The sequence below is a fragment of the Microbacterium sp. Bi121 genome (assembly GCF_918698005.1).
Taxonomy (GTDB): domain Bacteria; phylum Actinomycetota; class Actinomycetes; order Actinomycetales; family Microbacteriaceae; genus Microbacterium.
Window position 1 is genome coordinate 35,105 of sequence record NZ_CAKKLJ010000007.1, and the last position, 24,961, is coordinate 60,065.

Here is a 24,961-nt window from a genome sequence, read left to right on the forward strand (position 1 = left end):
GCAAGAAGCTGCACGCACTCGGAGACGATCGCGCTTTCATCTGTCGACGATGCGGCTGGTGGGTGGCTCTGCGCCTACATCGCGACCGCCCGCCTGCCTAAGCGTGAACTCACTCAACGGCTGCCCACGGCGATCGCGCCGATGTAGAGGGCGAGTTGATGGGTGTCCCACCACCGCACAACGGATCTCACTCGGTGCTCTCATCCCCGGCGCGGATCATGAAAACTGCTCCGGTGATCGCTGCGGCGAAGATTACGATGTCGGCGATGTTGCCGATGAACCAGTTTCCGTAGGCGAGGAAGTCCACGACGTGACCACGGGCGAATCCGGGGTCCCGGAAAAGGCGGTCGCCTGCGTGTGAGGCGGAAGCGCCGCCGAGCGCGCCGATGACGATCGCCCATCTCACGCGTTGCACTCGGAACGCGAACACGATCGCTGTGACCGTGGCGGCGACAGCGAGCAGCGCGAACACCCAGGTGAAGCCTTCCCCGAAGGAGAATGCCGCTCCGGGGTTATAGGCGAGCTGCAAACCCAGCAGGTCACCGATCAGCGGGATGCGCTCACGGTCGGTGAGGGTCGCTTCGGCCCACACCTTGGTTCCCTGATCGATCAGCACGACGACCACGGCGATCAAGAGCGCTCCACCAGTGAGCTGCCGCCGCCGGGTCGACGACAGCTTGCGCGCAGCGGGCGGATGAGCCTCTGACTGGGAGGAGGTCATGCGAGCACCTCGATCAGACGGACGATGACCCCAGATTCGATCAGGATGAACAGGCCCAGGCCGATGAACACGGCCGGTACGAGCCAGTGCTCGACGCGCTCCAGCCCCTCGGTAACAGCCTTGTTGGTGCCGATCAGCCGGCCGGCCGCGCACCAGACCGCGACGAGGATCAGGAATACGACGATCATGATCGCGACGTCGCTGGGGGCGCTGGTGCGGAAGATCGGCGTGTAGAGGGAGATGTTGTCGGCCCCGTTGGCGATCGTGATCCCTGCGACGCCCCATAGTCCGACCGCGGTGATCTTGGAGTCGTCATCATCGTCATCGCTGTTACGGCGCAGGCCGCGAATGAGCGTCCAGATGCCGATGCCGAGCGGGATCAGACCCAGGAAACCGACCCATTCGTCCGGAACGATGGTGAGACCGAGAGCGGCGATCACGCTGATCACGACGAGGGTGATGAACCCGAGATACTGGCCCGCGACGATCTGCCACGGCCGGGGCTTCCCTCGACTGGAAGCCAGGAACAGCACGGTGAGCACGACAATGTCGTCGATGTTGGTTGCCGCGAACAGGCCGATCGCTGAACCGATAGTTGCGAGCATCAGCTTTCCAGTCGTGGCGTGCGGGTGCGTGCGGCGCGCAGACCGTTGAGGATCACGATGACCTCCGCGACCTCGTGGACCAGGACGACGGCCGCGAGCCCCAGGACGCCGAAGAGCGCGAGCGGGAGCAGTGCAGTGATGATCAGCAGCGACAGGATGATGTTCTGGTTGATGATCCGTCGACCGCGGCGGGCGTGATCGAACGCTCGCGGGATGAGGCGCAGATCATGGCCGGTGAAGGCCACGTCGGCGGATTCGATTGCCGCGTCGGAGCCGGTGGCGCCCATCGCGATACCGATGTCTGCGCCAGCGAGGGCCGGTGCGTCGTTGATTCCGTCGCCGATCATCGCGACCGGCCCCGCCTTTGACAGCTCGCCGATCGCGGTTGCCTTATCCTCGGGACGCAGTTCCGCGCGCACGTTGCTGATCCCGGCCTGCGCGGCCAGTGCACGAGCGGTGCGGGCGTTGTCTCCGGTGAGCATCGTCACGCCGACGCCTTGGTTGGTGAGCGTCCGGACTACCTCGGGGACTTCAGGGCGCAGTTCGTCGCGGACGCCGATCGCGGCGACGGGGGTTCCGTCGCGGTGGACGATCACGACGGTCATGCCCTGCTCCTCCAACTCCGCGACCTGCTTCCCGAGGTCGCCCGCGTCCAGCCAGCGAGGACTGCCGACGGTGATTCTCGATCCGCCGACAGTGCCGTCGATGCCGTGCCCGGCCTGCTCGGTCACATCTGCAGCTGCCGGTGTGCCCGGGGCCGCGGCGGTGATCGCAGAGGCAAGGGGATGCGTGCTGTGCTGCTCCAGTGCGGCCGCCCAGGCCAGCGCCTGTGTCTCGGTCACGCCGTTCGCAGTGAGCACCGCGGTGACCGCAGGTTCGTTGCGGGTGAGGGTGCCGGTCTTGTCGACCGCGACGTGGCGGACCGTGCCGAAGCGCTCGAAGACGGCGCCGGACTTGATGATCACGCCGAACTTGCTTGCTGCGCCGATCGCGGCGACGACCGTCAGCGGCACCGAGATCGCCAGCGCACACGGAGAAGCGGCGACCAGCACGACAAGCGCGCGGGTGATCCACACCTCTGGATCGCCCAGCAGCGACCCGATGATCGCGACGAGCGCTGCGAGGATCAGAACGCCGGGTACGAGCGGGCGGGCGATCCTGTCCGCGAGACGTGCACGCTCGCCCTTCTCGGTCTGCGCCTTCTCGACCAGCTCCACGATCGTGGTGAGCGAGTTGTCGGTGCCCGCAGCGGTCGTTTCGACCTCCAGCGCGCCGGCGCTGTTGATCGCACCGGCCGACACCGCATCGCCGGGCTCGACCTCGACGGGGATCGACTCCCCGGTGATCGCCGAGGTGTCCAGGCTGGAGCGGCCAGAACGGACGATCCCGTCGGTTGCGATCCGCTCGCCGGGACGGACCACCATGACCTGGCCGACCGTCAGCTCTCTCGCGGGCACCTGCGCAGAGACGCCGTTCTGCAGCACGGTCGCTGTCTCCGGCACGAGCTTCAGCAGCGCCCTCAGCCCGCCCCGGGCACGGTCCATCGCTTTGTCCTCGAGCGCCTCAGCAATCGAGTACAAGAACGCCAGAGCCGCAGCCTCCTCCACGTAGCCGAGGATGACCGCGCCGATCGCGCTGATCGTCATCAGCAGCCCGATACCGAGCTTGCCCTTGAACAGTTTCCGGATCGCGCCGGGCGTGAACGTCGACGCACCGAGGAGCAGACCGGCCCAGAACAACACCAGCGCCGGGATCTCGAGGCCGGACCATTCAAGGATCAGACCGGCCAGGAATGCGACACCGGAGAAGACCGGCACCATGATCCCACGGTCCCTCCACCAGGGCCGCACAACCTCTTCGGTCTCATCCTCCGCCGCAGTGGCAGGCTGGGCAGGCTCGTGCTCGCAGCCACACGCCGCGCTCACGCGTCCGCCCCCGTCCCACAGCAGCCAGCCACCGTGCACGCAGAGTCCACGCACGGCGCGTGCTCATCGACCGCCAGCGTCACGTCCACGAGCGCGACGAGCGCAGCCGTAAGATGCGGGTCGGCGATCTCGTAACGAGTCTGGCGACCCTCCGGCTCGGCAACGACAATCCCGCAGTCACGCAGGCAGGTGAGATGGTTCGACACGTTCGAACGCGTCAGCTCCAGCTCACGAGAGAGCACAGCCGGGTAGCTCGGTCCACCGAGCAGAGACATTAGGATTCGGGAACGCGTGGGATCGGCCATGGCCCGGCCGAGCCGGTTCATGACATCGAGGCGTGAGGAAATAGTCAGCACACACTGAACTATACAGTGATTGATGACCTATTGGAACGGCTTCACCCCAGGCGACATCTCTGGGGCCTGGGTGTAAGTACATCCGGCTCACACCCCACCGAATACGCCTACCGAAACCCGCTTGCGGCGCACGTTTCTGGCATTCGATCTGGTGTGCCTTCACTCACCGCGCCGCAAACGATCGTTTTCGGCAGACCGATCGACTATGGGCCGAGGCCTCCAACGCGGTGCATCCGTCTCTCTTTAGAGCTGACCGAGCAGTTGCACGAACTCGTCGGCCATGGCGAGCTGCTCCGTGAGTTTCTGGCGACGCTGGTCGGCGCCGTCGCGGATGTCATCGATCCGGGCGCGCAACGCCACGTCGCTCGGGTCGACGGTGAGGGCGTCGACGACGTCGAGGAGTTCGCGCATCTCGTCGAGGGTGTATCCCAACGGTTTCATTCTGCGGATGATGAGGATGCGATCGACATCTTTCTCGGTGTAAAGCCGGAACCCGCCCTCCGTGCGCGCGGACGGCTGCACGAGCCCCACGTCGTCCCAGTGTCGAAGCGAGCGGAACGAGAGCGCCGTGCGCTCGGCCACTTCGCCGATCCGCATCGTCTCGACGGTCCTGTGTTCGTCTTCCACTGATTTCCCCACAACACTCACGTTACGTTAGAGTCTAGATCGGCGCGGCTCTCGCGCCCGCTCCCCTTATCTTTCCGTGTCGGCCTGACCGACGCCTGCGCACCGCTGCGCTCCCATTCGTTTCCCGCGCTCTCACGAGAGAGCCCAGCACCCGGAGGGCACATGACTGCCGTCACCCCCACCCGCGACTCCGCGTCGCGTTACCGCATCGAACCCACCGTCATGCAGGCGCTGCGCAGCCCGCGCCTTTTGACCCGTGAAGTCCTCGCGGGCCTCGTCGTCGCCCTTGCCCTGATCCCGGAGGCGATCGCGTTCTCGATCATCGCGGGCGTCGACCCCCGAGTCGGCCTGTTCTCGTCCTTCATCATGGCCGTCGCGATCGCGTTCCTCGGCGGACGCCCTGCCATGATCACCGCGGCCACCGGAGCAATCGCGCTCGTCATCGCGCCCGTCGCTCGTGAGTACGGCATGGACTACTTCATCGCCACGGTCCTGCTCGGTGGACTCATCCAGATCGTCCTCGCGTTGCTCGGGGTCGCCAAGCTGATGCGGTTCATCCCGCGCTCGGTGATGGTCGGGTTCGTGAACGCTCTGGCGATCTTGATCTTCACTTCGCAGTTTCCGCAGCTCATCGGCGTTCCCTGGCTGGTCTACCCGCTCGTCGCGGTCGGCCTGCTGGTGATGTATCTCATGCCGCGGATCACGAAGGTGATCCCGGCGCCACTCGTCGCGATCGTGCTGCTCACCGCGGCAGTCGTGGTCTTCGCGTGGAACGTGCCGAACGTGGGCGATCAGGGAGAACTTCCCGAGAGCTTGCCGGCGCTGTTCATTCCGAATGTGCCGCTCACCTTCGAGACGCTGCAGATCATCGCTCCCTACGCGCTGGCTATGGCCGTGGTCGGCCTGCTCGAGTCGCTCATGACCGCGAAGCTCGTTGACGACATCACCGACACCCACTCCCGCAAGACCCGCGAGGCACTTGGACAGGGCGCCGCGAACGTTCTCTCCGGCGCGTTCGGCGGCATGGGTGGCTGCGCGATGATCGGCCAGACCATGATCAACGTCAAAGCCTCCGGCGCACGCACCCGGATCTCGACCTTCCTCGCCGGCGTCTTCCTGCTGGTCCTCGTGCTCGCGCTCGGCGACGTGGTGGCGATCATTCCCATGGCAGCGCTCGTCGCCGTCATGATCCTCGTCTCGATTGCGACTTTCGACTGGCACAGCATCCGCCTGAGCACGCTCAAGCGCATGCCGAAGAGCGAGACCGCCGTCATGCTCATCACCGTCATCGCCACCGTCTGGACCCACAACCTCGCCGTTGGCGTCATCCTCGGAGTCGTGGCCGCGATGATCATGTTCGCCCGACGCGTCGCACACTTCGTCAGCGTCACCCGCACCCTCAGTGACGACGGCGACACAGCGCATTACGCCGTCGATGGAGAACTCTTCTTCGCCTCCAGCAACGACCTCACCACCCAGTTCGAGTACGGCGACGACCCCGACACGGTAGTCATCGACATGAGTCACTCCCACGTCTGGGACGCTTCCACCGTGGCCGCCCTCGACGCCATCGTCACCAAGTACGAAAACCACGGGAAGACCGTCACCATCCAAGGCCTGAACGACACCGCAGCAGCGTTCCACGGCCGCCTCACCGGAAACCTCGGCGCCGGGCACTGAGTCACGATTCACGCAAGAAGAAGGGGCGGCCTCGGGTCGCCCCTTCTTCGTCATCCACCGACGCCGCCGCTCCTCGACCCTCAAGCTCGGCATCGAGCGCGAGGCTCGGCCCTCCAGCGCGCCGAAACAGTCTGCCGAAACCGGCTTCCGGTGCACGTTTGCGGCACCCCTCGCAGAGCAGAATACGAAATCACGCCGTAAACGATCGTTTTCGGTGGGCTAAGGCGAGCAGGTTTGAACAGTCGGGGCGGGCATCTGGCGACCCCGCCCCGACTGTGCATCGCGAGGCAGTGCTCGAGCGATGCGGTGGCGTGCTGTGCACGCAGGTACGTGCTCGTGGGGGCGAGCACGTACGTCTCAGGGCTGCACGACGGGGAGGCCTGTCGTGGCGGCGGCGTCTTCCAGGGAGCCGAGGTTGAGGAGGTCGGTGAAGCCGGCCTGCTTCATCAGGTCGATGGCGACTCCTGCCCGGTTACCTGAACGGCAGTAGACGAGGTAGGTGGCTTCGGGGTCAAGGTCCGGCAGCGCAGCTTGGAGGTCGCCGCCCGTGACGTCGAGCAGGAGGGCGCCGTCGAGGTGGCCGGTGGCGCGCTCGGCGGGGGTGCGCACGTCGATGATGACCGCGTCGGGGCCGAGGTCAGCCTGTGGTGTGGGTGTGCTGGCGCAGGAGGTGAGCGTGAGTGCGGTGATGACGGCGAGGGTGGTGAGGGTTAGGCGGCCCATGTGCGTCCTTTCGTTGTGAGGGAGCGAGAGTGTCAGCGGTCGCAGGCGCCGTTGGCGCAGTGGCGGGTGGGCTGCCTACTGAAGCGTTGGTGCAGGGCACATCCCGCGCACCACCCGAGGGTGGCTTCTAGGAGCAGGACTGTGAAGCAGACTCCGCAGAGCCCGAGAGTCACGGGTAGCGGGACCATTCCAGCGCTCATCGTCACGCACGAGATAGCAGCGAGACCGAGGGCGAGCCACCAGGCGAAGACCTTCTGCGGCGCGCCCACCCAGTGCCGACGGCGGCGGCGTGTCAGAGCACGGCCGAGGGCGAGAGTGAGGGACAGCCGGTCGCTGATGAGTACGCGCGTCGTCATGTCGAGGAGGAAGAACATGCCGAACATCTGCAGCGGCCTGATGCTGTCGGAGGCGAGCGTGATGGTAAGGGCGGTGATGCCTATGGCGAGGAGGATGCCGGCGGCGATGCGGACGGCGTGCTCGTCGAGGACGGGCACCTCGTATCCGTCGACGTGTTCCCCGGTGCGGGGCGCGGTGTCGGTCGCGTGAGGCATGGGCTTCTTTCTGGTGGTGGTCAGGCGGAGAGCGTCTGAATGATGAGGGTGGCGAGCATGGTCAGCCCCACGGCCAGCACCAGAACCCCGAACCCGGTCCGGATGCCGGCAGCCGGGAGGCGATGCGACAGTGCCAGACCGATGAAGGATCCAGCGACGGCGAGCGCGGTGAAGGTGAGGACGATGGGCCAGTGGATGGCCACGGTCGTGATCTGGGTGAGGAAGCCGGCGGACGAGTTCACGGCGACGACTAGCAGCGATGTCCCCACTGCAGCGGCGATGGGCTGGCCGAGGAAGGTGAGGGCGGGGACGATGAGGAACCCGCCGCCTGCTCCCAGTGCCCCTGTGAGGACTCCCACGCCGAGTCCCGTAGCTGTCGTTCGGATTCCACGGACGACCGGCCGCGTCGGAGGGCGCGCCGCGCGTCCTCGTCGCGGCCGCATCATGGCGATCGCTGTGACGATCATGATCGCCGCGAACAGAACGGTGAGCACGGTTTCTGGTAGCAGCTGACCAACCATCCCGCCACCGATTCCCCCGATCAAGCCGGTCGCCGCGAAGACGCCGGCGACTTTCCAGCGCACCTCGCGTCGGCGCACACGGAAGGCGGCGGAGACGGCGCTGGTGATAGCGACGACGAAGAGAGAGGAGACGATCGTCTCCCTCGTTCCGATGCCCAGGACGAGGGAGAAGATGGGGAAAGTGAGGATGGAGCCCCCGCCGCCGAGGAGCCCGAGTGCGACACCGACAAGGGCCGCGAGAGTCATCGCGAGGATGATGGAGGTGTCCACTCGAGCTCCTCGGCCGCTCAGGCGGCCGTCGGCCGAGACGGCGTCGCGGCGAGCCAGGCGTTGTAGCTGCCTTCGATCTCGATGACGTCGAGGCCGGCCCGGCGCAGGGCGCTGGCGGCGACGCTGTTGCGGACGCCGCTCTGGCAGTAGGTGAGGATCTTGCCGGCGGGCAGTTCGTCGGTGTGCCAGAGGGCCCGACCACCGGAGAGCTGCGCGGCGCCGGGGATGTGCCCGGCGTTGTACTCGGTACGGTTTCGCACGTCGAGGAGGAGCGCCGCGTCGACCTGGTCCAGGTCGGTGGGGGCGATCGTCTTGGGCTGCACCGTGGGGAGGCCATCGAGTGTGGTGATGAACCCGTCGACCTGATCGATGCCGACCCGCAGCAGATGATCCCGGAACCGGGCCGCGGCGTCCCCCGAGTCGATGATGAGGACGAGCGGCCGCGTCTCGGTGTCGGGGTCGTAGACCCAGGCGCCGTAGCTGGCTGCTTTCGCGACTCCGGGCACGTTCAGCGCGCCCTGAACAGTGCCCTCGTGCACGAGGGAGTGGTGGCGGGTGTCGACCATGATGACCCGGTCGGCGTCGATGTCGGCGTCAAGATCGAAGACGCTGCGCTCGAGGAGCGGAGGAAGTTCGCCCAGCACGGCCGGTCCGACGCGGTTCTGCCGCTTCATTCGTGCGAAGTAGGCGTGTGCGTCGGGCTGATCGTTCAACAGCGTGTCGATGAATCCCTGCTCATCGCCGGCCTCGAGGTAGGGAGCCCACCAGGCGAAACGCCGCTCGTATCCGACTGTCGAGCTTGGGACGGCGCCGAGCGCCTTGCCGCAGGCGGACCCCGACCCGTGCGCGGGGAGCACCTGCACGTAGTCGGGCAGGGTGAGGAAGTGGTCGCGGAGGCTCGCGAATAGATCCCGTGCGCCGTCGAAGCGGGTGTCGATGCCGCCTGCGGCCTCGTCCAGCAGGTCCGGGCGTCCGACGTCCCCGACGAACACGAAGTCACCGGTGAGGACATAGCCCGGCTCGGAGGTCGTGGCGCCGTCGATGACGAGGAAGGACAGGTGCTCGGGGGTGTGCCCGGGAGTGTGGACCGCCTCGACCGTGATGTTGCCGACCGTGATGCGGTGACCGTGCATTATCCGGGTGGCGTCTTGGAACCCGACACCGTACTGCCAGTCCGGGCCGCCCTCGCCGGAGACATACATCGTCGCCCCGGTACGGGCTGCGAGCTCGCGGGTGCCGGAGAGGTAGTCGGCGTGGATGTGGGTCTCGGTGACCGCGGTGATGGTCATGCTGTTCTTCGCGGCGAGGTCGAGGTAGACCTGGATGTCGCGGCGCGGGTCGACGACGATCGCTTCACCGGTGCGCTGGCAGCCGATGATGTAGCTGGCGTGGGCGAGGTCGTCGTCGTAGAGGCGTTCGAGGAGCATAAGGGTCTCCGTCGCTTTCTTCTGGGTCAGTGCGTGCAAGTGCAGCGCTGGGATACGGGGACGCCCGCGAGGGCTTGTTCGATGTGCTGGCCGCAGCCGTCCCAGGTGGGCTTGCCGCAGGAGGAGCAGGTGATTCGTGCGCACATGGTGCCAGGTCCTTTCAGGGGGTAGCGGTGTTGGCGAGCTGGCGGCGGACGTCGTCCATGTCCAGTTCGCGGGCCTTCTCGATGAGCAGCTCGAGCTGCGGTTCGGCAAGAGCTCCCGGCTGCCGGTAGACCAGGACGCCGTCGCGGACGACCATCAGGGTCGGAATCGAGGTGATGCGGTGGGCGGAGGCCAGAGCGGTCTCGGCCTCGGTGTCGACCTTCCCGAAGAGGATGTCGGGGTGCCTGTCGGATGCTGCATCGAATACCGGGGCGAAGGCCCGGCAGGGTCCACACCACTCAGCCCAGAAGTCGATCAGCGCGATGCCCTCGGCGTGGGTGAGCTGTTCGAAGTTCCCGGTGGTCAGTTCAACAGTTGCCATCGCCGATCACCGTCCGAACAGGCGGGCGAAGAAGCCACCCCGCTGAGACTGGGCGGCCTGGACTTCGGCACGGGTATGGCTGCCATTGCACCAGTCGGATGCGGGCACGGATTTCCGCACGGATGCGACGTGCTGACCGCACCCGGTCCAGGTCGTCTTTCCACAGGTGTGGCACTTCGTTGCTCTGCACATACGCTGATCTCCTTGCTCGGCGATACCCCGGGGAGTATCAGTTCATGTGAATACGATACCCCAGGGGGTATAGTGGTTGTCAACTCGACGGAAGGACCACCCATGACCGACACCCTCGTCACCGGCGACCCGCTCGTCCACGACCCCGAAGCCAAGCGCAAAGTCGTCAACCGCCTCAAGCGAGCTCAGGGCCAGCTGGCGGCGGTCATTACGGCCGTCGAGGACGACGCGCACTGCCGCGACGTCGTGCAGCAGCTCTCCGCCGTCTCGAAGGCCCTCGACCGGGCCGGATTCCTCGTGATCTCGACCGCGCTGCGGGAATGCCTCACCGATCCGGACGCCGACGACGTCACCTCCCCCGCCGAGTTGGAGAAGCTCTTCCTCTCCCTGGCCTGAACCGGTCAGGCCCGCTCCTCGGGGCCCTCGCCTGGTGACCTGGGAGGAGTTCGACGATTCCCGTGTCGAACACCGTTAGTCTTCCCAGGGCGCTGTTCGCATGGGACCGGCGCTGAACAATGATGTGTTGAAGCATTCACAGTGATGCCAGATGAGGAGCGGTGCTTCGTGCTTTTGACGAGTCTTCCCAGCCCCCCACCGTCGTGGGCACAGTTCACCCTCGGGCCGCTCACAATCCACACCTACGCGCTGTGCATCATCGCCGGGATCATCGCCGCCGTGATCATCACCCAACGACGCCTGTCGGCACGAGGCGCGGAGGACGGCGTGGTTGTCGACATCGTCATCTGGGCTGTCCCGATCGGCATCATCGGAGCCCGGTTCTATCACGTGTTCACCCACGTCGGGGACTACTTCTATCCGGGCGCGAACCTCGGGAACATCTTCGCCATCTGGGACGGCGGCAACGCCCTCTACGGGTCCCTCCTGGGCGGCGCTGTCGGTGCGTACATCGGCTGCCGACGAACCGGTATCCGGCTGTGGTCCTTCGCCGACGCTCTCGCGCCCGCGATGCTCATCGCGCAGTCCATGGGTCGGATCGGCAACTACTTCAACCACGAACTCTTCGGGCTGCCCACCACGCTGCCGTGGGGGCTCGAGATCCTGCCGACGGACACCATGTTCCCGGACGGCCTCCCGGCCGGAACGCTGTTCCACCCGCTGTTCCTGTACGAGATCATCTGGAACCTGATCGGCGTGGCGATCATCCTCCTCCTCGAGCGCAGATACCGGTTCCGGTGGGGACGAACCTTCGCCCTCTATATGATCTGGTACGGCCTCGGACGCAGCTGGCTCGAGGCCATCAGGATCGACCCCACCAGCGACGCCCTGTTCGGCATCCCCGCGAACGTCTGGGCATCCGTCGTCGTCGTCGCCCTCGGCATCGCGCTATTCGTCGTCCAGGGGCGACGACACCCCGAACCCGAACCCTCCGTGTACCAAGAAGGACGCGCGCCAGCGGTGGAACATCAGCCCAGCAGCGCAGACGAGAGCTGAACGCCACCCACACCTCCAGCTGTCAGCTAGTTCTGTCTAAGCGATCACGGACACAACGCCTCTTGACGTGGTGCGCCGAAAATCCCTGCCGAGAGGGGTTTCCGAAGATCGTTTGTGGCGCCTCATAAGGAGCCACCGGGCCAGTGACGCCAAAACGATCGTTTCTGGTGTGACGGACGACGGCATGCGGAAGATCATCCGGGTTACCCGACCCGGTTTGCGCCGGGCGTACGCTGATGGTCTCGATCGCGGAAGACGGGACGACGACCATGGGCGACTCGGCACAGGGGCCACGCGGTTCGCTGCTCTATGTTGAAGATGATGCGGAGATCGCTGCGCTGACCGTCGAAGTGCTGGAAGAGGTGTACGACGTCGAGCATGCCGCGGACGGCGAGACCGCGCTCCGGCTCGCGCTGAGCAGGCGATACGACGCCATGGTGGTCGATCGACGCCTCCCCGGCATGGACGGCGTCGATTTCATCTGTGCCGTGCGTACCGCGCACATCACGACGCCGGTCCTGATGCTGACCGCGCTCGGCACCGTGGACGATCGTGTCACCGGTCTCGACGGCGGAGCGAACGACTACCTGGTGAAGCCGTTCGATTACGACGAGCTGCTGGCGCGCCTTCGGGCGCTGCGACGCGCGTTCAGGGCTGATGGGGTACGTCGACGCCTCGGCGAGTGGGTGTTCACGCCGGACGCCCAGGCCGCGTACGATCCATCTGGAATCCGAGTGGCGCTGACGGCGACGGAGAGCGCGCTCCTGGAGCTGTTGAGCACCAGCCCCGAGCACGTGTTCAGTCGGGACGAGATCCTCCGCGCCGTGTTCCATGAAGGAGATACGACGAGTTCGGTGGACACGTACGTGCACTATGTGCGGCGCAAGACGTCCCCCGACATGATCGAGACCGTCCGCGCACGCGGCTACCGCGCGGGAACACCGTCATGAGCGACGCCGATAATCGACGCGTGCGTCGCGCAGCGCTATCCATCGGACTCTGGGTCGGAGTCTCGTCGGGTGTGATCGTCGCGATCGGCATCGGCGTGCTGATCGCGGTGGTGCTCTCAACGTCGCGCCGCGAAGGCGAGGAGCACGGCGGCGGCTGGTTCGGCGGTCCCGCCGGAACGCGGGACGACTTCATCGTCGACATCGACGTGATCGTTCCGGCCGTGATCATCATCGGAGTGATCGGCGTGGTGCTGCTCGGGGTTGTCGCCGCGGTCGCCGCTCGACGATCGGTCCGCCCGCTCGGGGAGGCGCTGCGTCGGCAGCGAAACTTCGTGGCCGACGCGAGCCACGAACTGCGTACGCCGCTGACGGCGCTGACGAGCCGTATCCAGGTGTTGCAACGCCGTCATGACCGAGGCGAGGACCTCGGAGCGGGTCTCACCAACCTCCGGCGCGATGCGGACATGATGGCCGACGTGCTCAACGACCTGCTCATCGCCGCGGAAGGAGAATCGTTCGCCGACGGGAACGCGGACGTCGCGACAGCGGCGGCGACAGCGGTCGCAGCGATGACGACGAGCGAGAAGCGCTCCGAGGTCTCGCTCGCGATCACCGTGGATCAGGAGGTGAAGGCGCAGCTGCCGGAAGTCACGCTCGTCCGCATCCTGGTCGCGCTGCTCGACAACGCCGTGCAGCACTCCCCGGCGCGAGGTACCGTCTCGATCCGCATCGCGCGGGACGCCCGCAACGTGACGGTGCGCGTCATCGACGAGGGCTCCGGGATCGAAGGCATCTCGCCCGAGCAGGTCTTCGAGCGCTTCGCGCGTCCGCGCGAGAGTGGGCGCCCTCGCAGCTTCGGTCTCGGACTCTCACTCGTGCGAGATGTCGCTCGCCGTGCCGGAGGGTCCATCGAGGTCGAACGGTCGACAGCATCCGGCACGACTTTCCTGCTCACACTGCCGGCTCATCCCTGAACGAGTGCGTCTCCTCCGATCGGATGCGAACCGACCGTCGTCGTCTGCACGTCCACCATCGTCGTGCCGAGCCAGCGGGTCACGCGACGATCAGCATCGACGACGATGCCGGTGCGCGACCCCGCAGCCGCGATCCACGAGCGGTTCGCCGGGCCGGCCACCACGGCAGCGGTCGCCCAGACGTCCGCTTGCGTGAGACCGTCGGTCACGATCGTGGCCGACGCGGTGCCTGTCGCGGGCCTACCGGTGCGCGGATCGAGGATATGATGCCCGCGCTCCGCCGTCCCTGAGGTCGCCACCGCACCGTTCACCACGTCGACCACCGCGATCAACTGACCGCGGTCGTGCGGGTCGGCGATTCCCACCGGCCATCGCCAGTCGGCTCCCTCGGCTGTGAACAGCTGCAGGTCTCCTCCGGCGTTGATGCCGACCGCGGTCGCGGCAGCCAGCAGCGGCTCGAGGTGCCGACGGCCCGCAGCTTCCACCGCCCAGCCCTTGACGTATCCCGTCGGGTCGAACCTTCCCCGCCACCGGGCGGAGACCAGGCCGCCAGTCTCCTCTTCGGCGCGTTCGCAGGCATCCGCGACCAGCGCCACCCTGCTGTCAGCGTCGGCGATGGAGAGTTCACCGCGACGGATGCGGCTGATGTCGGAATCAGTGCGATATGTCGAGAAGACCCGGTCGATGTCACGCAGTTCGTCGAAGCATGCTCGCACTGCCCGGTCGGCGCCCTCGTCGGTCATTTCCCCCGGAGCAATCAGATGGATGCTCATCGGAATGCCCATGATCTCCTCGACCCAGACCCGCGTCACCTCATTCGCGGTACGCATCAGCTCTGCGCCTGGTCGATCGCGCTCTGCAGCGACGAGAGGTAGCCACCGCTCGTGTATGTGGCACCGGACACCATCTGGATCTTCGAGCTCTGCGCCTGGATCGTCTCCGAGACGAGCCTCGGGATCGCGGTGCCGTTGATCTGCCGGTCCCGACCGTTGCTGTTCGGGTAATCGACCGCCTGTGCGTCCGTGATCTGTCCACCGGAGACGGTTATCTGCACCTGCACCGGCCCGTAGCGGGTCTGCGATGATGCGCCGGTGTAGGTTCCGTCGGCGAGGCCGGTGCCAGACATGGTTCCCGAGTTCGTCGATGTGGTTCCCGAGCCGCTCGCGCCGGTCTCGGCGGTCGTCAATGAACTGCCCGCTGTCGCCGCACTGGCGTCGGTCGGGGTGACCGCCTCCAGAGACGTTCGGTAGCTGAACAGCAGCACGAGTCCGCTGACGGTCGCGAGCAGCGTGTAGAGGATCTTCTTCATGGCCGTCTCCCTGCTCAGATCGTGAACGATTCGGAATGGATGCGATGGGCGGGGAACCCGGCGCCAACCAGGTCGCGCCTGAGGTCTTTCATCCAGGCCTCACCGCCACAGATGAACACGTCGTGGTCCTTCGGCTCCGGCACGAGATGGCGGAGGAGATCTGCGCCCGACCACGCCTCGTGCGTGGCAGGGATCCAGCTCGACGCGCCGGAAGATCGCGGGCCGATGAACGGCAGGTAGCTCAGGCCACGGGTACTGATGAGGTGAGCGATGGCCTCCTGCCGAAGAGCGTCCTCGGCCGCGGACTCCCGGGTGATAAGCATCGCTTCTCCCGGTCCGTAGCCTTCCGTCTCGAGCAGCGAGACGAGCGGTGCGACCCCGGCGCCTGCGCCGATCATAAGCAGCTTCGTCCCGGTCCTGCGCTCACCGGTCATCTCCCCGTATGGTCCTTCCACGATGACCCTGGTGCCAGGGAGCAGCGCGGTGAGGCGTCGCGTGCCGTCGCCCAGCACACGGGCAGTCAACGTCAGCTCGCTTCCCGGCGCAGCGGAGAGCGAGAACGGGTGCGCGCGAGTCCAGCCTGGTCCATCGAGGAACCGCCAGACGAAGAACTGACCAGCCCTGGCACCGAGCGTCGCGAGGTCGCGACCGGTGACCCGGATGGTGACGCCCCGAGCACCGTCCGCCTCGACCCCCGCCACCCGCAGGGCCCGACGAGTGGACCGCAGCAGCGGCATCCCGATACGGAAGAGCAGTACCGATCCTGCGGAGAGCGCCCAGATCGACCACCAGTAGACGGTCGCGATCGGTGAGGACAGGAAGTCGGCGCCCGTCCACAGCTGGTGCGGCAGCGCGAGCCCGACGCCCAGGTACGCGTACAGGTGCAGGAGGTGCCAGGACTCGTACCGCAGGTGCCGACGAGCACGCCGGATCGAGGTGACGACCACGAGCAGGATCAGCAGAGTGCCGGCAGTCGCCAGGAGCATGCCGGGGTATTCCCAGATGAAGCTCCACAGCTGGACGAGCGGGTTGATGCCGGCAGCCATCGCGTAGCCCACCGCGAGCAGTGCGATGTGCGCGCCCATCAACCAGAACGACCAGAATCCGACGAAGCGATGCAGCCGCGTGATCCCGTCGCGACCGAATCCGCGCTCGAACAGCGGGACGCGCGCCATCAGCAGCACCTGATAGAGCAGCAGATTCGCCGCGACCAACCCGGTGAGGCGTCCGAGCGTCGTGACGGTCTCGGCGTTGACTCCCAGGACTGCGGTCACTCCACCACAGGCGATCCACAAAGCGACGACGAACAGGCTGGTCGCCCAGATCACCGTGATCGCCGCTGCACGCCAGACCCGCGCGCGGCCATGGGCTGCCCGCCGTGGCTCAGGGGAAGCGGCGGGGACGGAAGCACGCGGTCTCGTCGTCAGAGTGGTCATAGGGGAATCGTGCTGCGCCGACTCTGAGACAGGTCTAAGGAACGGCTCCCGATAGGCAACTCATATCTGTCTCTCAGGCAACGCCACTCGTCCCGAGCAGCGTACCGATCGCGAACGTGACCACCAGCGCGATCGCCCCACCGAGCACCACCCTGATCGTGGGCCTCAGCGCGGGGTTCCCGCCGATCCTCGCGCTCAGGAATCCGGTCAGCGCGAGCGCCAGCAGCACCACCGCGAAAGCGACCGGCACCCGGATCTCGGGAGGCGGGAGCAGTATCGCCAAGAGCGGAAGCAGCGCTCCGAGTGCGAAGGCAAGTGCGGAGGCCCCCGCCGCCGCCCACGGACTGACCACCTGATTCTCCGTGATGCCTAGTTCCGCTTCGAGGTGCGCGGTCAGCGGGTCGTGCGCGGTGAGCTCCTCCGCAACGAGGCGTGCGGTCGCCGGGCTAAGACCTTTCGCCTGATAGATGCCCGCCAGCTCCTCGAGCTCGGTCGCAGGATTATCGGCCAGCTCTCCTCGTTCCTTCTCGATCAGAGCCCGTTGGCTGTCTCGCTGGCTGCTCACCGACACGTACTCCCCGAGCGCCATCGAGATCGCACCGCCGACGAGACCGGCGACACCCGCGGCGAGCAGCGTCGCGGAATCGGTCGTCGCCCCCGCGACACCGACGACGAGCGACGCGACCGACACGATGCCGTCGTTCGCGCCGAGCACTCCGGCTCTGAGCCAGTTGAGCCGCCCAGCGAGATCGCCGCGGTGGGGTTCACCCGGATGCGTCGCCAACATCATCGCCCCGTTCTTTCTCCCGGCGCGGCTATGGAAGGCACATCCCGACGTAGGTCGAGCTCTGCGTGCGCGGAATGCCACTTCGTGAGAGGTCGAGTCATCGGACAAGAGTACGCCCGCCACAAACGCGCCCTCCGCAGCTCGACCGCTAGCAAGTCCGGTCGCGGCACCAACCGAAGGCCCATGCCAGAACGGGGTTCCGGCTCCCGTTAGCGGCGACCGCCCCGGCAACCAAGTGATACCGCGCCGGAAACGATCGTTTCCGGCAGGCTCTCGGAGCACAAGCCATGATCGATCGATTATCGCTACCAATCGTCATCCGTCGTCCGAGCACTGGCGGTCGGCTGCCCGTTCGAAGTCTGGAACGGGTCGGTCTTGCGCGTCCTCGGCCGTCAGCGCGAGGCCGTTGCTTTCGATGTCGGCGATGAGCCAGTCCATTTCGAGGATCTCCCGGCGCTGCGCTTCGCTGATTTCAACCGCAAGTTCGCAGACGCGGACATCCTGCAGCTGTGCTCGCTCGGATCGGGTGATCGCGAGCGAGTGATGCGGAATCATTGCGCGCATGTACGCGGTGTCGTCGACGGTGATCTGGCTGCGGTCGAGGGCGATGCCTCCTCCGAGGAGGAGAACGCTGACGATGATGACCGCAATGTTCGCTTTCCTGTGCTTGTACATGTTGAGCATCCAGGCCAGCATGACCAGCCCCATGGCGCCGCCCATAGTGAGCGCCATGAAGACGCGGCTTTCGCTGAAGCGTATGTGCCCCCATTCCCACACTCCAGCGAACATCGTCCAATACATCACGACCATGCCGGTGAGAATCATCGCCGCGAATCGCAAGTACATCGTCAGCGATCCGTGCTTTTTCGCCCCTGCTTGTCGTCCATTTGTTTCGTGCGCGTCCTTCGACATATTCCTCACCTGTCGTCTCGGTTCGTTGCGCGGTAGCGCGATTGATGACGACGTGTGGGGTAAGAGCGCTCGCTAGTCTGCTTCGGCCTGGTCAACGGGCATCACTGGATTGATGCGGGTAGCGAAGAACTGCACGACGCCGTCGCGGTGGCTATTCAGAGGGTTGCGAGGAGCGCGGCGCAGGCATCTTCGCATCGCCGGCAGGCCGCAGCACACACCGCGCAGTGTTCGTGCATCGTGTGCTTCTCGCACTCGTCGGCGCAGCTCGCGCATGCCGTGCGGCACGCTTCGAGGGTTGCGCGGGTGAGGTTGGCGTCGTACCCGGTGTGCCTGGACAGGATGCGTCCGGTGGTTTCGCAGAGGTCGGCGCAGTCCAGGTTCGTGCGGATGCACTTCGTCAGCTCGGCAACCATTTCCTCGCTCAGGCACGCGTCGGCGCATGCGGTGCATGATTGCGCGCACTCAACGCACGCCTCGATACACTCCACCAGCACCTTCCGGTCAGCCTGGCCAAGGTCCTTCGGGTAGGTGCGGAGCATTTCCGCCGCGACAGTCATAGTGGCTCCTCTCGTCATTGTGGAGTCTTTAAACTACGACCGCACCTCGCTCCCGGGGACCCCGTTGAATACCCCGGGAGGGCATGGTAGTTCAGCGGCAGATCATCGTCGCAGCGATTACTGTGCGGTGACGATTATTCCGTTTCTGCAGCGTGACTGGGTGGAGCTCGAAGGATCAGAGCCAGGGCGACAATGACCATGATTACGGCGATGTCAAAGCTGGCGATCGTGTACGTCCACCAAGCGACGTCGGTCGATTGGGCATCACTGATCAGATGCGCGAGCGCGAGGGCTGGACCGCAGATCAAGAGCATATATCCAAGACGCACGAGCCTTCGATGCGTCCGCTCCGCGGGACTGCGAGGCGAAGGCGCGCCGGGTGAGGACGAGTGCACGGCCGTCAGATGGTGCATCGAGTCGAAGGGGGATCTGGAGCCGGTGGGGGTCATCAGAAGATCGCTCCAATGGCGAGAAAACTAGCAGCGGCGAGGAGAGCAACGGCGACCGTCGCCACGATGACGAACAACACGAGGTTCCGAAAGGGGTTCTTGGGCGCTTTCACGAGGAATCCTTGGGCACAGGTCTTTGCGCCCGCGTTATTGGGCGGGACTCAGCACAGTGGTGCTGTCCGGTGAGACTTCAACGATGCCCCGGTCATCGACGAGGATGACGCGGTCGTCGATGACCGTGAGGGCTTGAACGGCGCCTTGGAGGGATTCGAGGTGATGCCAGGTTCCATTTTCATCCTCTGTCCACAGGACGCCATCGGTGCCTGCGCCGAGAAGAGTGCCATCGGTGCGAGCCTCCAGCGCGTAGAGCACAGGTGTTCCGTCGACTGGAGTGAATGTGTTACCGCCGTCGCTGCTGAAGAGAACGCCTTCTTCGGCTGCAGCGTACAAACCGGATTCGGTGACCGCGAGATCAGCGGCGCCGAGGGACGCACGCTCCGTCCAGTTGTTTCCCTCGTCTGTGCTGGTGAGCAGGTTCACTTGGCTAGAGGGGACGCCGTAGAGGGTGCCGTCCGGGGCCGCGGTGAGGATGTGGAAGTCGGTGGTTCCGTTGAGAGCAATAGGCGACCAAGTGTTCCCGTAGTCGTCGCTGCGGATGATGCCGAGGTTGGGCGATCCGAGTTCGGCCGGGGTCTTTTCGCCGGGATGCCCGGAGGCGAACAGCGCGTCTCCCGAGACCGTGAATCCCATGGCGTCGAAGGCGTGACCGCCGATCGGGCCGGAGATATCCCCATCTGGTGTGAGAGTGAAGATTCCGTTGTGCGTGGCCACCAGCAGATCATCGCCCCGGGGATCTTGGGCGATGCCGTGGATGTGGTCGATGCGGGGAGCTGAGTCCGGGTTGCCGAGCGGTGTCGCGGTGCATCCGGTGGCGACAGCCGCCAGGACGGTCACAGTGACGGTTGCGAGAAGGAGTGAGCGTTTCATGATGGTTTCCGTTAGTGGCCTCAAGCGGGCCTGGCTTCACGACGCGCAACAAGAGCACGCCGACGTCTGACTGCTGCCGCAATGGGGCAGCACGGATGACAGGTCCGGGCGGGACGATCGGATACCGGCCCGCCCGGAGGATTCCTACAGCTGGCCGAGGAGTTCCTGCATCGTGGCGATCTCCGCCGTCTGGTCGTCGATCACCTGTTGCGCGAGCTCGAGGACGTCCGGGTTCTGCGCATCATCAAGCGCCGTCTGCGCCATGTCGACGGCACCTTCGTGGTGCACGATCATCTGCTCCAGGAACAGGCTGTTCGCCTCGACAGCATCCGCGCTCTCCAACATGGTCATGTCCTCTTCGGACATCATGCTGTCGTCACCGCCCATCGAACCGTGATCCATGCCTCCCATGGAGTCGGGGTCGTACTCCACACCCCAGTCTTCGAGCCATCCGAGCATCTTGTCGATCTCGGGGCCCTGCGCCGCCTTGATCTGCTCGGCAAGTTCCACCACGCGTGCGTCGGCACCGTCTTTAGCTAGCAGCATGTCGGCCATCTCGATCGCCTGCTCGTGATGAGGGATCATCATCGTGACGAACATCTCGTCAGCCTCGTTCGCTGCCGAAGTCGACGACGACTGAGACGGGGAGGTGGATTCGCTGGACGGTGCCGTGCTGTTGTCAGCGCAGCCGGTGAGAACCAGTGCAAGGGTCAGTACACCCGTACTGACAGCAACGGGAATCTTCTTATTCATGGTTGTTCCTTCGATACGTCGTGTGAGGGTTCGCAAATGATGACGCCAGACGGCGCCAGGAATCCGACCCATCAGGGTCGGCGGCGACTACTCAGGTGCGACTTATCGAAAGGAACGTCAGCGAGGGTGCCCGGGGAAGGATCCCGATCGCTTCCCACCTCACCAGGCTTACAGCACGGTGAGGGGGCAGCCGGTGACGCTGAATCAATATCGGAGGGAGGAGGAGAAGCAGACCGGCAAGCAACGCCAGCACGCACGCAATCAGCATCTCGTTGTGACCCTGCCCATGTCCGGTGTTCACATGACACGCACCCTCACACGCGGTGGACTCGCTCGCGACGTTTGACGCCGCTACGGTGGCGTGCTCCTCCCCGGCTGCGGAGTGGGTGAGTCCGACGGATCCGTGTCCCGCAGGTTCGGAGGTGAAGGTGTGCATCGCCAGCAAGCCGACGATAACCATCAGCGTGGCCCCGCCGAGCATCAACAACGCGCGCAACGACAACTGCGGACGTGCGCCACGAACTGCGACGTGCATACTCGGCCTCCTCCATTCCGTGCAGGATGCTAACACCACGATCTATGCGGCCGCCCGCCCTGATCCTTCAGCGCCGCCATGTATATCCTAGTGCGGAATACCCCCAGGGGGTATATCGTTAGGCATACCGACGCCGCACTCCGGTGTTTGAGAGAAAGAGGAACAAAACATGTCAGACTCCACTGGATCCTGCTGCAGCCGCAACAGCCACGGTTCCGTCGACGCCGAAGGACGCAAGGATCTCCTCACCCCGCCCGCGGAAGATCTCGCCGAATGTCCTGTGATGGTAGGCAGCACCGTCATCAAGGCGGATGCAGAAGCTGCTGGCCTGTACCGCGATTACGACGGCACCCGGTACTACTTCTGCTGCGCTGGATGCGAGCCCGCGTTCGACGCCGACCCGGCTAAGTACGCCACCGCTGCTGCCTGACACCGTTTCACGGTGCGGGGCACGCCAGACAAGTCAGCCCCACGGTTCTCAATTCCGAGGAGGATAGGCCCATGAGCCACTCGCGTAACGACGGCGCGGAGCACACCCACGCCCACCACGACCACGCGGCGTCGACCCCCGCAGTGACGACCGAAACTGACCACGATGCGCACGCGGGACATCAAGCAATGGCGCATGCACCGCAGTCAGACGCGGCCGCGCACAGTCACAGAGACCACGGAAGCGACAACGCGCCCTCCGGTCACAACACCCACGCTGGACACGGCGGTCATGCAGGCCATGGCGACCACGTCGGGCAGTTCCGTCGCCTGTTCTGGATCATGCTCGTCCTCGCCGTCCCCACGGTCGCGTTGTCGGGCATGTTCTCGATGATCCTCGGCTACACCCTCCCCGATATTCCGGGTCTGTCCTGGGTATCCCCGGTGCTGGGCACTGTCATGTACGCGTGGGGTGGAAAGCCGTTCCTCGTCGGTGCAGTCAGCGAGCTCCGCGCTCGCAAGCCCGGCATGATGCTGCTCATTGGCCTCGCGATCACCGTCGCGTTCGCCGCCTCCTGGGGCGCGACGCTCGGCGTGCTCCATCACGAACTAGACTTCTGGTGGGAGCTCGCCCTCCTCATCGTCATCATGCTTCTCGGGCACTGGATCGAGATGCGCTCCCTCGCCCAGACGACTTCCGCCCTGGACTCACTCGCCGCTCTTCTCCCCGATGAGGCAGAGCGCGTCGAGAATGACCAGGTCGTCACGGTCTCACCGACCGATCTCGTCGTCGGCGACGTTGTCATCGTACGGCCGGGTGGCAGCGTCCCCGCCGACGGGCGCATCGTCGACGGACGGGCCTCGATGGACGAGTCCATGGTCACGGGCGAGTCCCGCACCGTGGAACGCGGCAGCGGCGACCACGTCACAGCCGGCACCGTTGCCACCGATTCCGGGCTTCGCGTCGAGATCACCGCGACCGGCGACGACACGACCCTCGCCGGCATCCAACGTCTCGTCACCCAAGCGCAAAGCTCCTCGTCCCGCGCACAGCGGCTCGCGGACACCGCCGCCGGATGGCTGTTCTGGTTCGCCCTGGGTGCTGCGGCGATCACCGCGATCGTCTGGACGTTGGTCGGCTTGCCTGACGCGGCTGTCATCCGCACCATCACCGTCCTCGTCATCGCCTGCCCGCACGCGCTGGGCCTGGCCATCCCGCTGGTCGTCTCAATCGCCACCGAACGCGCCGCCCGGGGCGGCGTTCTCGTCAAAGACCGGCTCGCGCTCGAAAGCATGCGCACCATCGACACGGTCCTGTTCGACAAGACCGGCACCCTCACCAAGGGCGAGCCCGTCGTCTCCGAGATTTCCGTCGTCGACGGCACCGACCCCGACCAGATCCTCGCACTGGCCGCCGCCGCAGAAACTGATAGTGAGCACCCGCTCGCGAAGGCCATCGTGCGCGCAGCCGCCGACAAGCAGCTCACCATCCCGCGCAACGGCGACTTCACTTCCTCGCCCGCTGTGGGCGTCACAGCGACCGTCGACGGGAAGATCATCCGAGTCGGTGGACCGCACCTGCTCACCGAGGAGAACGCCGACGAGCTCCCGGTCGCCGATCAGTGGCGGACGGATGGCGCGATCATCCTGCACGTCATCCAGGACGGCCGCGTCGTCGGCGCGTTGAAACTCGCCGACGAGGTGCGCTCGGAATCCCGGGAAGCCGTCGACGCCCTCCACGCACTCGACGTGCAAGTGGTGATGATTACCGGCGACGCGGAAGCCGTGGCGCAGGCCGTCGCCCAAGACCTCGGCATCGACCGCGTCTTCGCCGGAGTACGCCCGGAGGACAAGGCCGCCAAGGTCCAACAACTCCAGAACGAGGGCCGTAAGGTCGCAATGGTCGGCGACGGCGTCAACGACGCCCCTGCCCTCGCGCAGGCCGACGTTGGGCTGGCGATCGGTGCGGGCACAGATGTCGCGATCGCCTCTGCTGGTGTCATCCTCGCAAGCGACGACCCCCGCTCGGTACTCTCCGTGATCGAACTGTCACGGGCTTCGTACCGGAAGATGAAGCAGAATCTCTGGTGGGCTGCCGGATACAACATCATCTCCGTCCCTCTCGCCGCCGGCGTCCTCGCCCCCATCGGATTCGTGCTCCCGATGTCGGTCGGAGCGATCCTCATGTCACTATCCACCATCGTCGTCGCCCTCAACGCACAACTGCTGCGCCGACTCGACCTCCGCCCCGACACCACGACCCGCGTCATCCTGAACCGCTGACCACAACCGCCGGAGATCCAGATGGCTGATACCACCGTCCCTACAACGTCCTGCAACCACACAGAGCACGGGTACCTCACGGACAAAGCCCGCTACCTTGCTCGCCTCAAGCGCATCGAAGGACAATCACGCGGCATCCACCGCATGGTCGAGGACGAGAAGTACTGCATTGACATCCTCACTCAGATCTCCGCACTGACCAGCGCCCTGCAGAGCGTTGCCGTCGGGCTCCTCGAAGACCACCTGCGCCACTGTGTGGCAGATGCAGCTCGCGCCGGCAGCGACATCGCCGAAGAGAAGGTCCGGGAAGCGTCTCAGGCGATCGCCCGCCTCGTTCGCTGACTCGCGGCAGATTCGAAAGTGCCCGGACCGGTGAAGCGCAAGCAGTTCGATTCCTCGTGCGCATGTACTCGCGCCAGCTGTGTCGGCCTGCATGCGACGCGTCACCGCCCCCGCTCGACCTCTTCTTCCAGCTCGTGTCGGTTTAGTCGGGTCGGCGAGAACTGCCGGATGTCGACGAGCGCCGGCCGACGTGCAGGGTTCGTGTCGTCACTGAGCCACGTGACGACATCCGCCGTCGTCTCGTCGACGTTGGCACCGCCAATCCATACGGACTCGTCCGCGTCACTGTCGACCGGGATGATGACCACGGCATTCGAGTGCTCGCATGCGTCCAGGCACCGCGAAACCACTACTCGAGCTCACCCAGCTCAGCGACTTGACCGACGCCCTCGATGAGGCAACAGGCCGCTAACGCCGAGGGTCGAATCCCGCCGGCTCTCGCCGAATACGCCTGCCGAAAGATCGTTACGGCGCACGTTTCTGGAAACCGAATCCCGGATTCGTGAGCTAGATAGCCGAAAACGATCGTTTTCGGTGGACCTCCGGTGTGACCCTCGTGGCGCCACCTTCTGCGCGTCGGCGTCGGCGTCGGAATCGGTGGGCAGATCTGGGTCATCACCGCGGGAGCGACGCAATGGACAGAGGTCGGAACCATTCACGGGACCGCACAGGCCATCGCGAT

Annotated in this window: 29 protein-coding genes; 8 read left to right on the plus strand and 21 right to left on the minus strand. The window is 65.6% G+C overall.

Annotated features, from left to right (window positions below):
• Window positions 1-187 precede the first annotated feature (187 nt).
• The 5 genes from LQZ87_RS12065 to LQZ87_RS12085 form a co-directional block, all read right to left on the minus strand.
• On the minus strand, window positions 188-721 hold the full coding sequence (locus LQZ87_RS12065) for a signal peptidase II (RefSeq protein WP_029264099.1): 534 nt from the start codon (window positions 719-721) through the stop codon (window positions 188-190).
• On the minus strand, window positions 718-1,326 hold the full coding sequence (locus LQZ87_RS12070) for a cadmium resistance transporter (protein WP_036275918.1): 609 nt from the start codon (window positions 1,324-1,326) through the stop codon (window positions 718-720). The genes LQZ87_RS12065 and LQZ87_RS12070 overlap by 4 nt, the downstream gene beginning before the upstream one ends.
• Complete coding sequence (locus tag LQZ87_RS12075) at window positions 1,326-3,251, minus strand: cation-translocating P-type ATPase (RefSeq protein WP_197491836.1); 1,926 nt, start codon at window positions 3,249-3,251, stop codon at window positions 1,326-1,328. The genes LQZ87_RS12070 and LQZ87_RS12075 overlap by 1 nt, the downstream gene beginning before the upstream one ends.
• Entirely contained in the window at window positions 3,248-3,607 is a 360-nt protein-coding gene (locus tag LQZ87_RS12080; protein WP_036275916.1) for a metalloregulator ArsR/SmtB family transcription factor, read from the minus strand. The genes LQZ87_RS12075 and LQZ87_RS12080 overlap by 4 nt, the downstream gene beginning before the upstream one ends.
• Before the next feature lie 243 nt (window positions 3,608-3,850).
• A complete protein-coding gene (locus tag LQZ87_RS12085) occupies window positions 3,851-4,204 on the minus strand; it encodes a MerR family transcriptional regulator (RefSeq protein WP_042538356.1) in 354 nt (117 codons plus the stop codon).
• A 192-nt stretch (window positions 4,205-4,396) separates the two neighbouring features.
• Between LQZ87_RS12085 and LQZ87_RS12090 the strand changes: the two genes are divergently transcribed.
• Window positions 4,397-5,914 carry a SulP family inorganic anion transporter gene (locus tag LQZ87_RS12090; RefSeq protein ID WP_042538242.1) on the plus strand — a complete coding sequence of 506 codons (1,518 nt, stop codon included), beginning with the start codon at window positions 4,397-4,399 and terminating at the stop codon, window positions 5,912-5,914.
• Window positions 5,915-6,271: 357 nt separating this feature from the next.
• Here LQZ87_RS12090 and LQZ87_RS12095 read toward each other — a convergent pair whose 3' ends face one another.
• The 6 genes from LQZ87_RS12095 to LQZ87_RS12120 all read right to left on the minus strand — a co-directional run bounded on the left by LQZ87_RS12095 (window position 6,272) and on the right by LQZ87_RS12120 (window position 10,124).
• On the minus strand, window positions 6,272-6,637 hold the full coding sequence (locus tag LQZ87_RS12095; protein WP_042538246.1) for a rhodanese-like domain-containing protein: 366 nt from the start codon (window positions 6,635-6,637) through the stop codon (window positions 6,272-6,274).
• 32 nt (window positions 6,638-6,669) lie between these two features.
• A complete protein-coding gene (locus tag LQZ87_RS12100) occupies window positions 6,670-7,188 on the minus strand; it encodes a DUF4395 domain-containing protein (protein WP_042538248.1) in 519 nt (172 codons plus the stop codon).
• A 20-nt stretch (window positions 7,189-7,208) separates the two neighbouring features.
• On the minus strand, window positions 7,209-7,979 hold the full coding sequence (locus LQZ87_RS12105) for a sulfite exporter TauE/SafE family protein (protein WP_136057005.1): 771 nt from the start codon (window positions 7,977-7,979) through the stop codon (window positions 7,209-7,211).
• Between the two features lie 17 nt (window positions 7,980-7,996).
• Window positions 7,997-9,406 (minus strand): MBL fold metallo-hydrolase, encoded by a 1,410-nt coding sequence (locus tag LQZ87_RS12110; protein ID WP_042538252.1) that lies wholly within the window; start codon window positions 9,404-9,406, stop codon window positions 7,997-7,999.
• A gap of 160 nt (window positions 9,407-9,566) precedes the next feature.
• Complete coding sequence (locus LQZ87_RS12115) at window positions 9,567-9,932, minus strand: thioredoxin family protein (RefSeq protein ID WP_042538256.1); 366 nt, start codon at window positions 9,930-9,932, stop codon at window positions 9,567-9,569.
• Window positions 9,933-9,938: 6 nt separating this feature from the next.
• Entirely contained in the window at window positions 9,939-10,124 is a 186-nt protein-coding gene (locus LQZ87_RS12120) for a hypothetical protein (protein ID WP_074731942.1), read from the minus strand.
• Between the two features lie 102 nt (window positions 10,125-10,226).
• On the opposite strand from LQZ87_RS12120, the gene LQZ87_RS12125 reads away from it, so the two are divergent.
• From LQZ87_RS12125 to LQZ87_RS12140, 4 genes are all read left to right on the plus strand, one after another.
• Complete coding sequence (locus tag LQZ87_RS12125; RefSeq protein ID WP_042538258.1) at window positions 10,227-10,520, plus strand: metal-sensitive transcriptional regulator; 294 nt, start codon at window positions 10,227-10,229, stop codon at window positions 10,518-10,520.
• A gap of 168 nt (window positions 10,521-10,688) precedes the next feature.
• A complete protein-coding gene (lgt, locus tag LQZ87_RS12130; protein WP_052492873.1) occupies window positions 10,689-11,576 on the plus strand; it encodes a prolipoprotein diacylglyceryl transferase in 888 nt (295 codons plus the stop codon).
• A gap of 269 nt (window positions 11,577-11,845) precedes the next feature.
• The gene (locus LQZ87_RS12135; protein WP_042538358.1) at window positions 11,846-12,526 is read left to right on the plus strand and encodes a response regulator transcription factor; all 681 of its coding nucleotides are present in this window, start codon (window positions 11,846-11,848) and stop codon (window positions 12,524-12,526) included.
• Complete coding sequence (locus LQZ87_RS12140) at window positions 12,523-13,500, plus strand: HAMP domain-containing sensor histidine kinase (RefSeq protein ID WP_042538261.1); 978 nt, start codon at window positions 12,523-12,525, stop codon at window positions 13,498-13,500. Before LQZ87_RS12135 ends, LQZ87_RS12140 begins: the two co-directional genes overlap by 4 nt.
• Here the strand turns inward: LQZ87_RS12140 and LQZ87_RS12145 are convergent.
• From LQZ87_RS12145 to LQZ87_RS12185, 9 genes are all read right to left on the minus strand, one after another.
• Window positions 13,491-14,330: an FAD:protein FMN transferase gene (locus tag LQZ87_RS12145; protein WP_052492863.1), complete on the minus strand. Its 840-nt coding sequence runs from the start codon at window positions 14,328-14,330 to the stop codon at window positions 13,491-13,493. The two genes, LQZ87_RS12140 and LQZ87_RS12145, sit on opposite strands and share 10 nt — an antisense overlap.
• On the minus strand, window positions 14,330-14,809 hold the full coding sequence (locus LQZ87_RS12150) for an FMN-binding protein (RefSeq protein ID WP_042538263.1): 480 nt from the start codon (window positions 14,807-14,809) through the stop codon (window positions 14,330-14,332). The genes LQZ87_RS12145 and LQZ87_RS12150 overlap by 1 nt, the downstream gene beginning before the upstream one ends.
• A 14-nt stretch (window positions 14,810-14,823) precedes the next feature.
• Window positions 14,824-16,245 carry a ferric reductase-like transmembrane domain-containing protein gene (locus LQZ87_RS12155; RefSeq protein WP_042538265.1) on the minus strand — a complete coding sequence of 474 codons (1,422 nt, stop codon included), beginning with the start codon at window positions 16,243-16,245 and terminating at the stop codon, window positions 14,824-14,826.
• Window positions 16,246-16,318: 73 nt separating this feature from the next.
• Window positions 16,319-17,035 (minus strand): VIT family protein, encoded by a 717-nt coding sequence (locus LQZ87_RS12160; protein WP_136042897.1) that lies wholly within the window; start codon window positions 17,033-17,035, stop codon window positions 16,319-16,321.
• A gap of 312 nt (window positions 17,036-17,347) precedes the next feature.
• The gene (locus tag LQZ87_RS12165) at window positions 17,348-17,944 is read right to left on the minus strand and encodes a DUF305 domain-containing protein (RefSeq protein ID WP_029153978.1); all 597 of its coding nucleotides are present in this window, start codon (window positions 17,942-17,944) and stop codon (window positions 17,348-17,350) included.
• A 155-nt stretch (window positions 17,945-18,099) separates the two neighbouring features.
• On the minus strand, window positions 18,100-18,501 hold the full coding sequence (locus LQZ87_RS12170) for a four-helix bundle copper-binding protein (protein WP_188438255.1): 402 nt from the start codon (window positions 18,499-18,501) through the stop codon (window positions 18,100-18,102).
• Between the two features lie 596 nt (window positions 18,502-19,097).
• The gene (locus LQZ87_RS12175; RefSeq protein WP_036275911.1) at window positions 19,098-19,937 is read right to left on the minus strand and encodes a F510_1955 family glycosylhydrolase; all 840 of its coding nucleotides are present in this window, start codon (window positions 19,935-19,937) and stop codon (window positions 19,098-19,100) included.
• Between the two features lie 144 nt (window positions 19,938-20,081).
• A complete protein-coding gene (locus LQZ87_RS12180; protein ID WP_036275909.1) occupies window positions 20,082-20,690 on the minus strand; it encodes a DUF305 domain-containing protein in 609 nt (202 codons plus the stop codon).
• A 91-nt stretch (window positions 20,691-20,781) separates the two neighbouring features.
• Window positions 20,782-21,225 carry a DUF6153 family protein gene (locus LQZ87_RS12185; RefSeq protein ID WP_036275907.1) on the minus strand — a complete coding sequence of 148 codons (444 nt, stop codon included), beginning with the start codon at window positions 21,223-21,225 and terminating at the stop codon, window positions 20,782-20,784.
• Between the two features lie 169 nt (window positions 21,226-21,394).
• On the opposite strand from LQZ87_RS12185, the gene LQZ87_RS12190 reads away from it, so the two are divergent.
• From LQZ87_RS12190 to LQZ87_RS12200, 3 genes are all read left to right on the plus strand, one after another.
• Entirely contained in the window at window positions 21,395-21,655 is a 261-nt protein-coding gene (locus tag LQZ87_RS12190) for a YHS domain-containing protein (RefSeq protein WP_036275904.1), read from the plus strand.
• 71 nt (window positions 21,656-21,726) lie between these two features.
• Window positions 21,727-23,937, plus strand: a complete 2,211-nt coding sequence (locus tag LQZ87_RS12195) for a heavy metal translocating P-type ATPase (RefSeq protein ID WP_083428777.1) — start codon at window positions 21,727-21,729, stop codon at window positions 23,935-23,937.
• A 21-nt stretch (window positions 23,938-23,958) separates the two neighbouring features.
• Complete coding sequence (locus LQZ87_RS12200) at window positions 23,959-24,279, plus strand: metal-sensitive transcriptional regulator (protein ID WP_230103714.1); 321 nt, start codon at window positions 23,959-23,961, stop codon at window positions 24,277-24,279.
• 101 nt (window positions 24,280-24,380) lie between these two features.
• Here LQZ87_RS12200 and LQZ87_RS12205 read toward each other — a convergent pair whose 3' ends face one another.
• Window positions 24,381-24,587: a hypothetical protein gene (locus LQZ87_RS12205; protein ID WP_230103715.1), complete on the minus strand. Its 207-nt coding sequence runs from the start codon at window positions 24,585-24,587 to the stop codon at window positions 24,381-24,383.
• Between the last annotated feature and the right edge of the window lie 374 nt (window positions 24,588-24,961).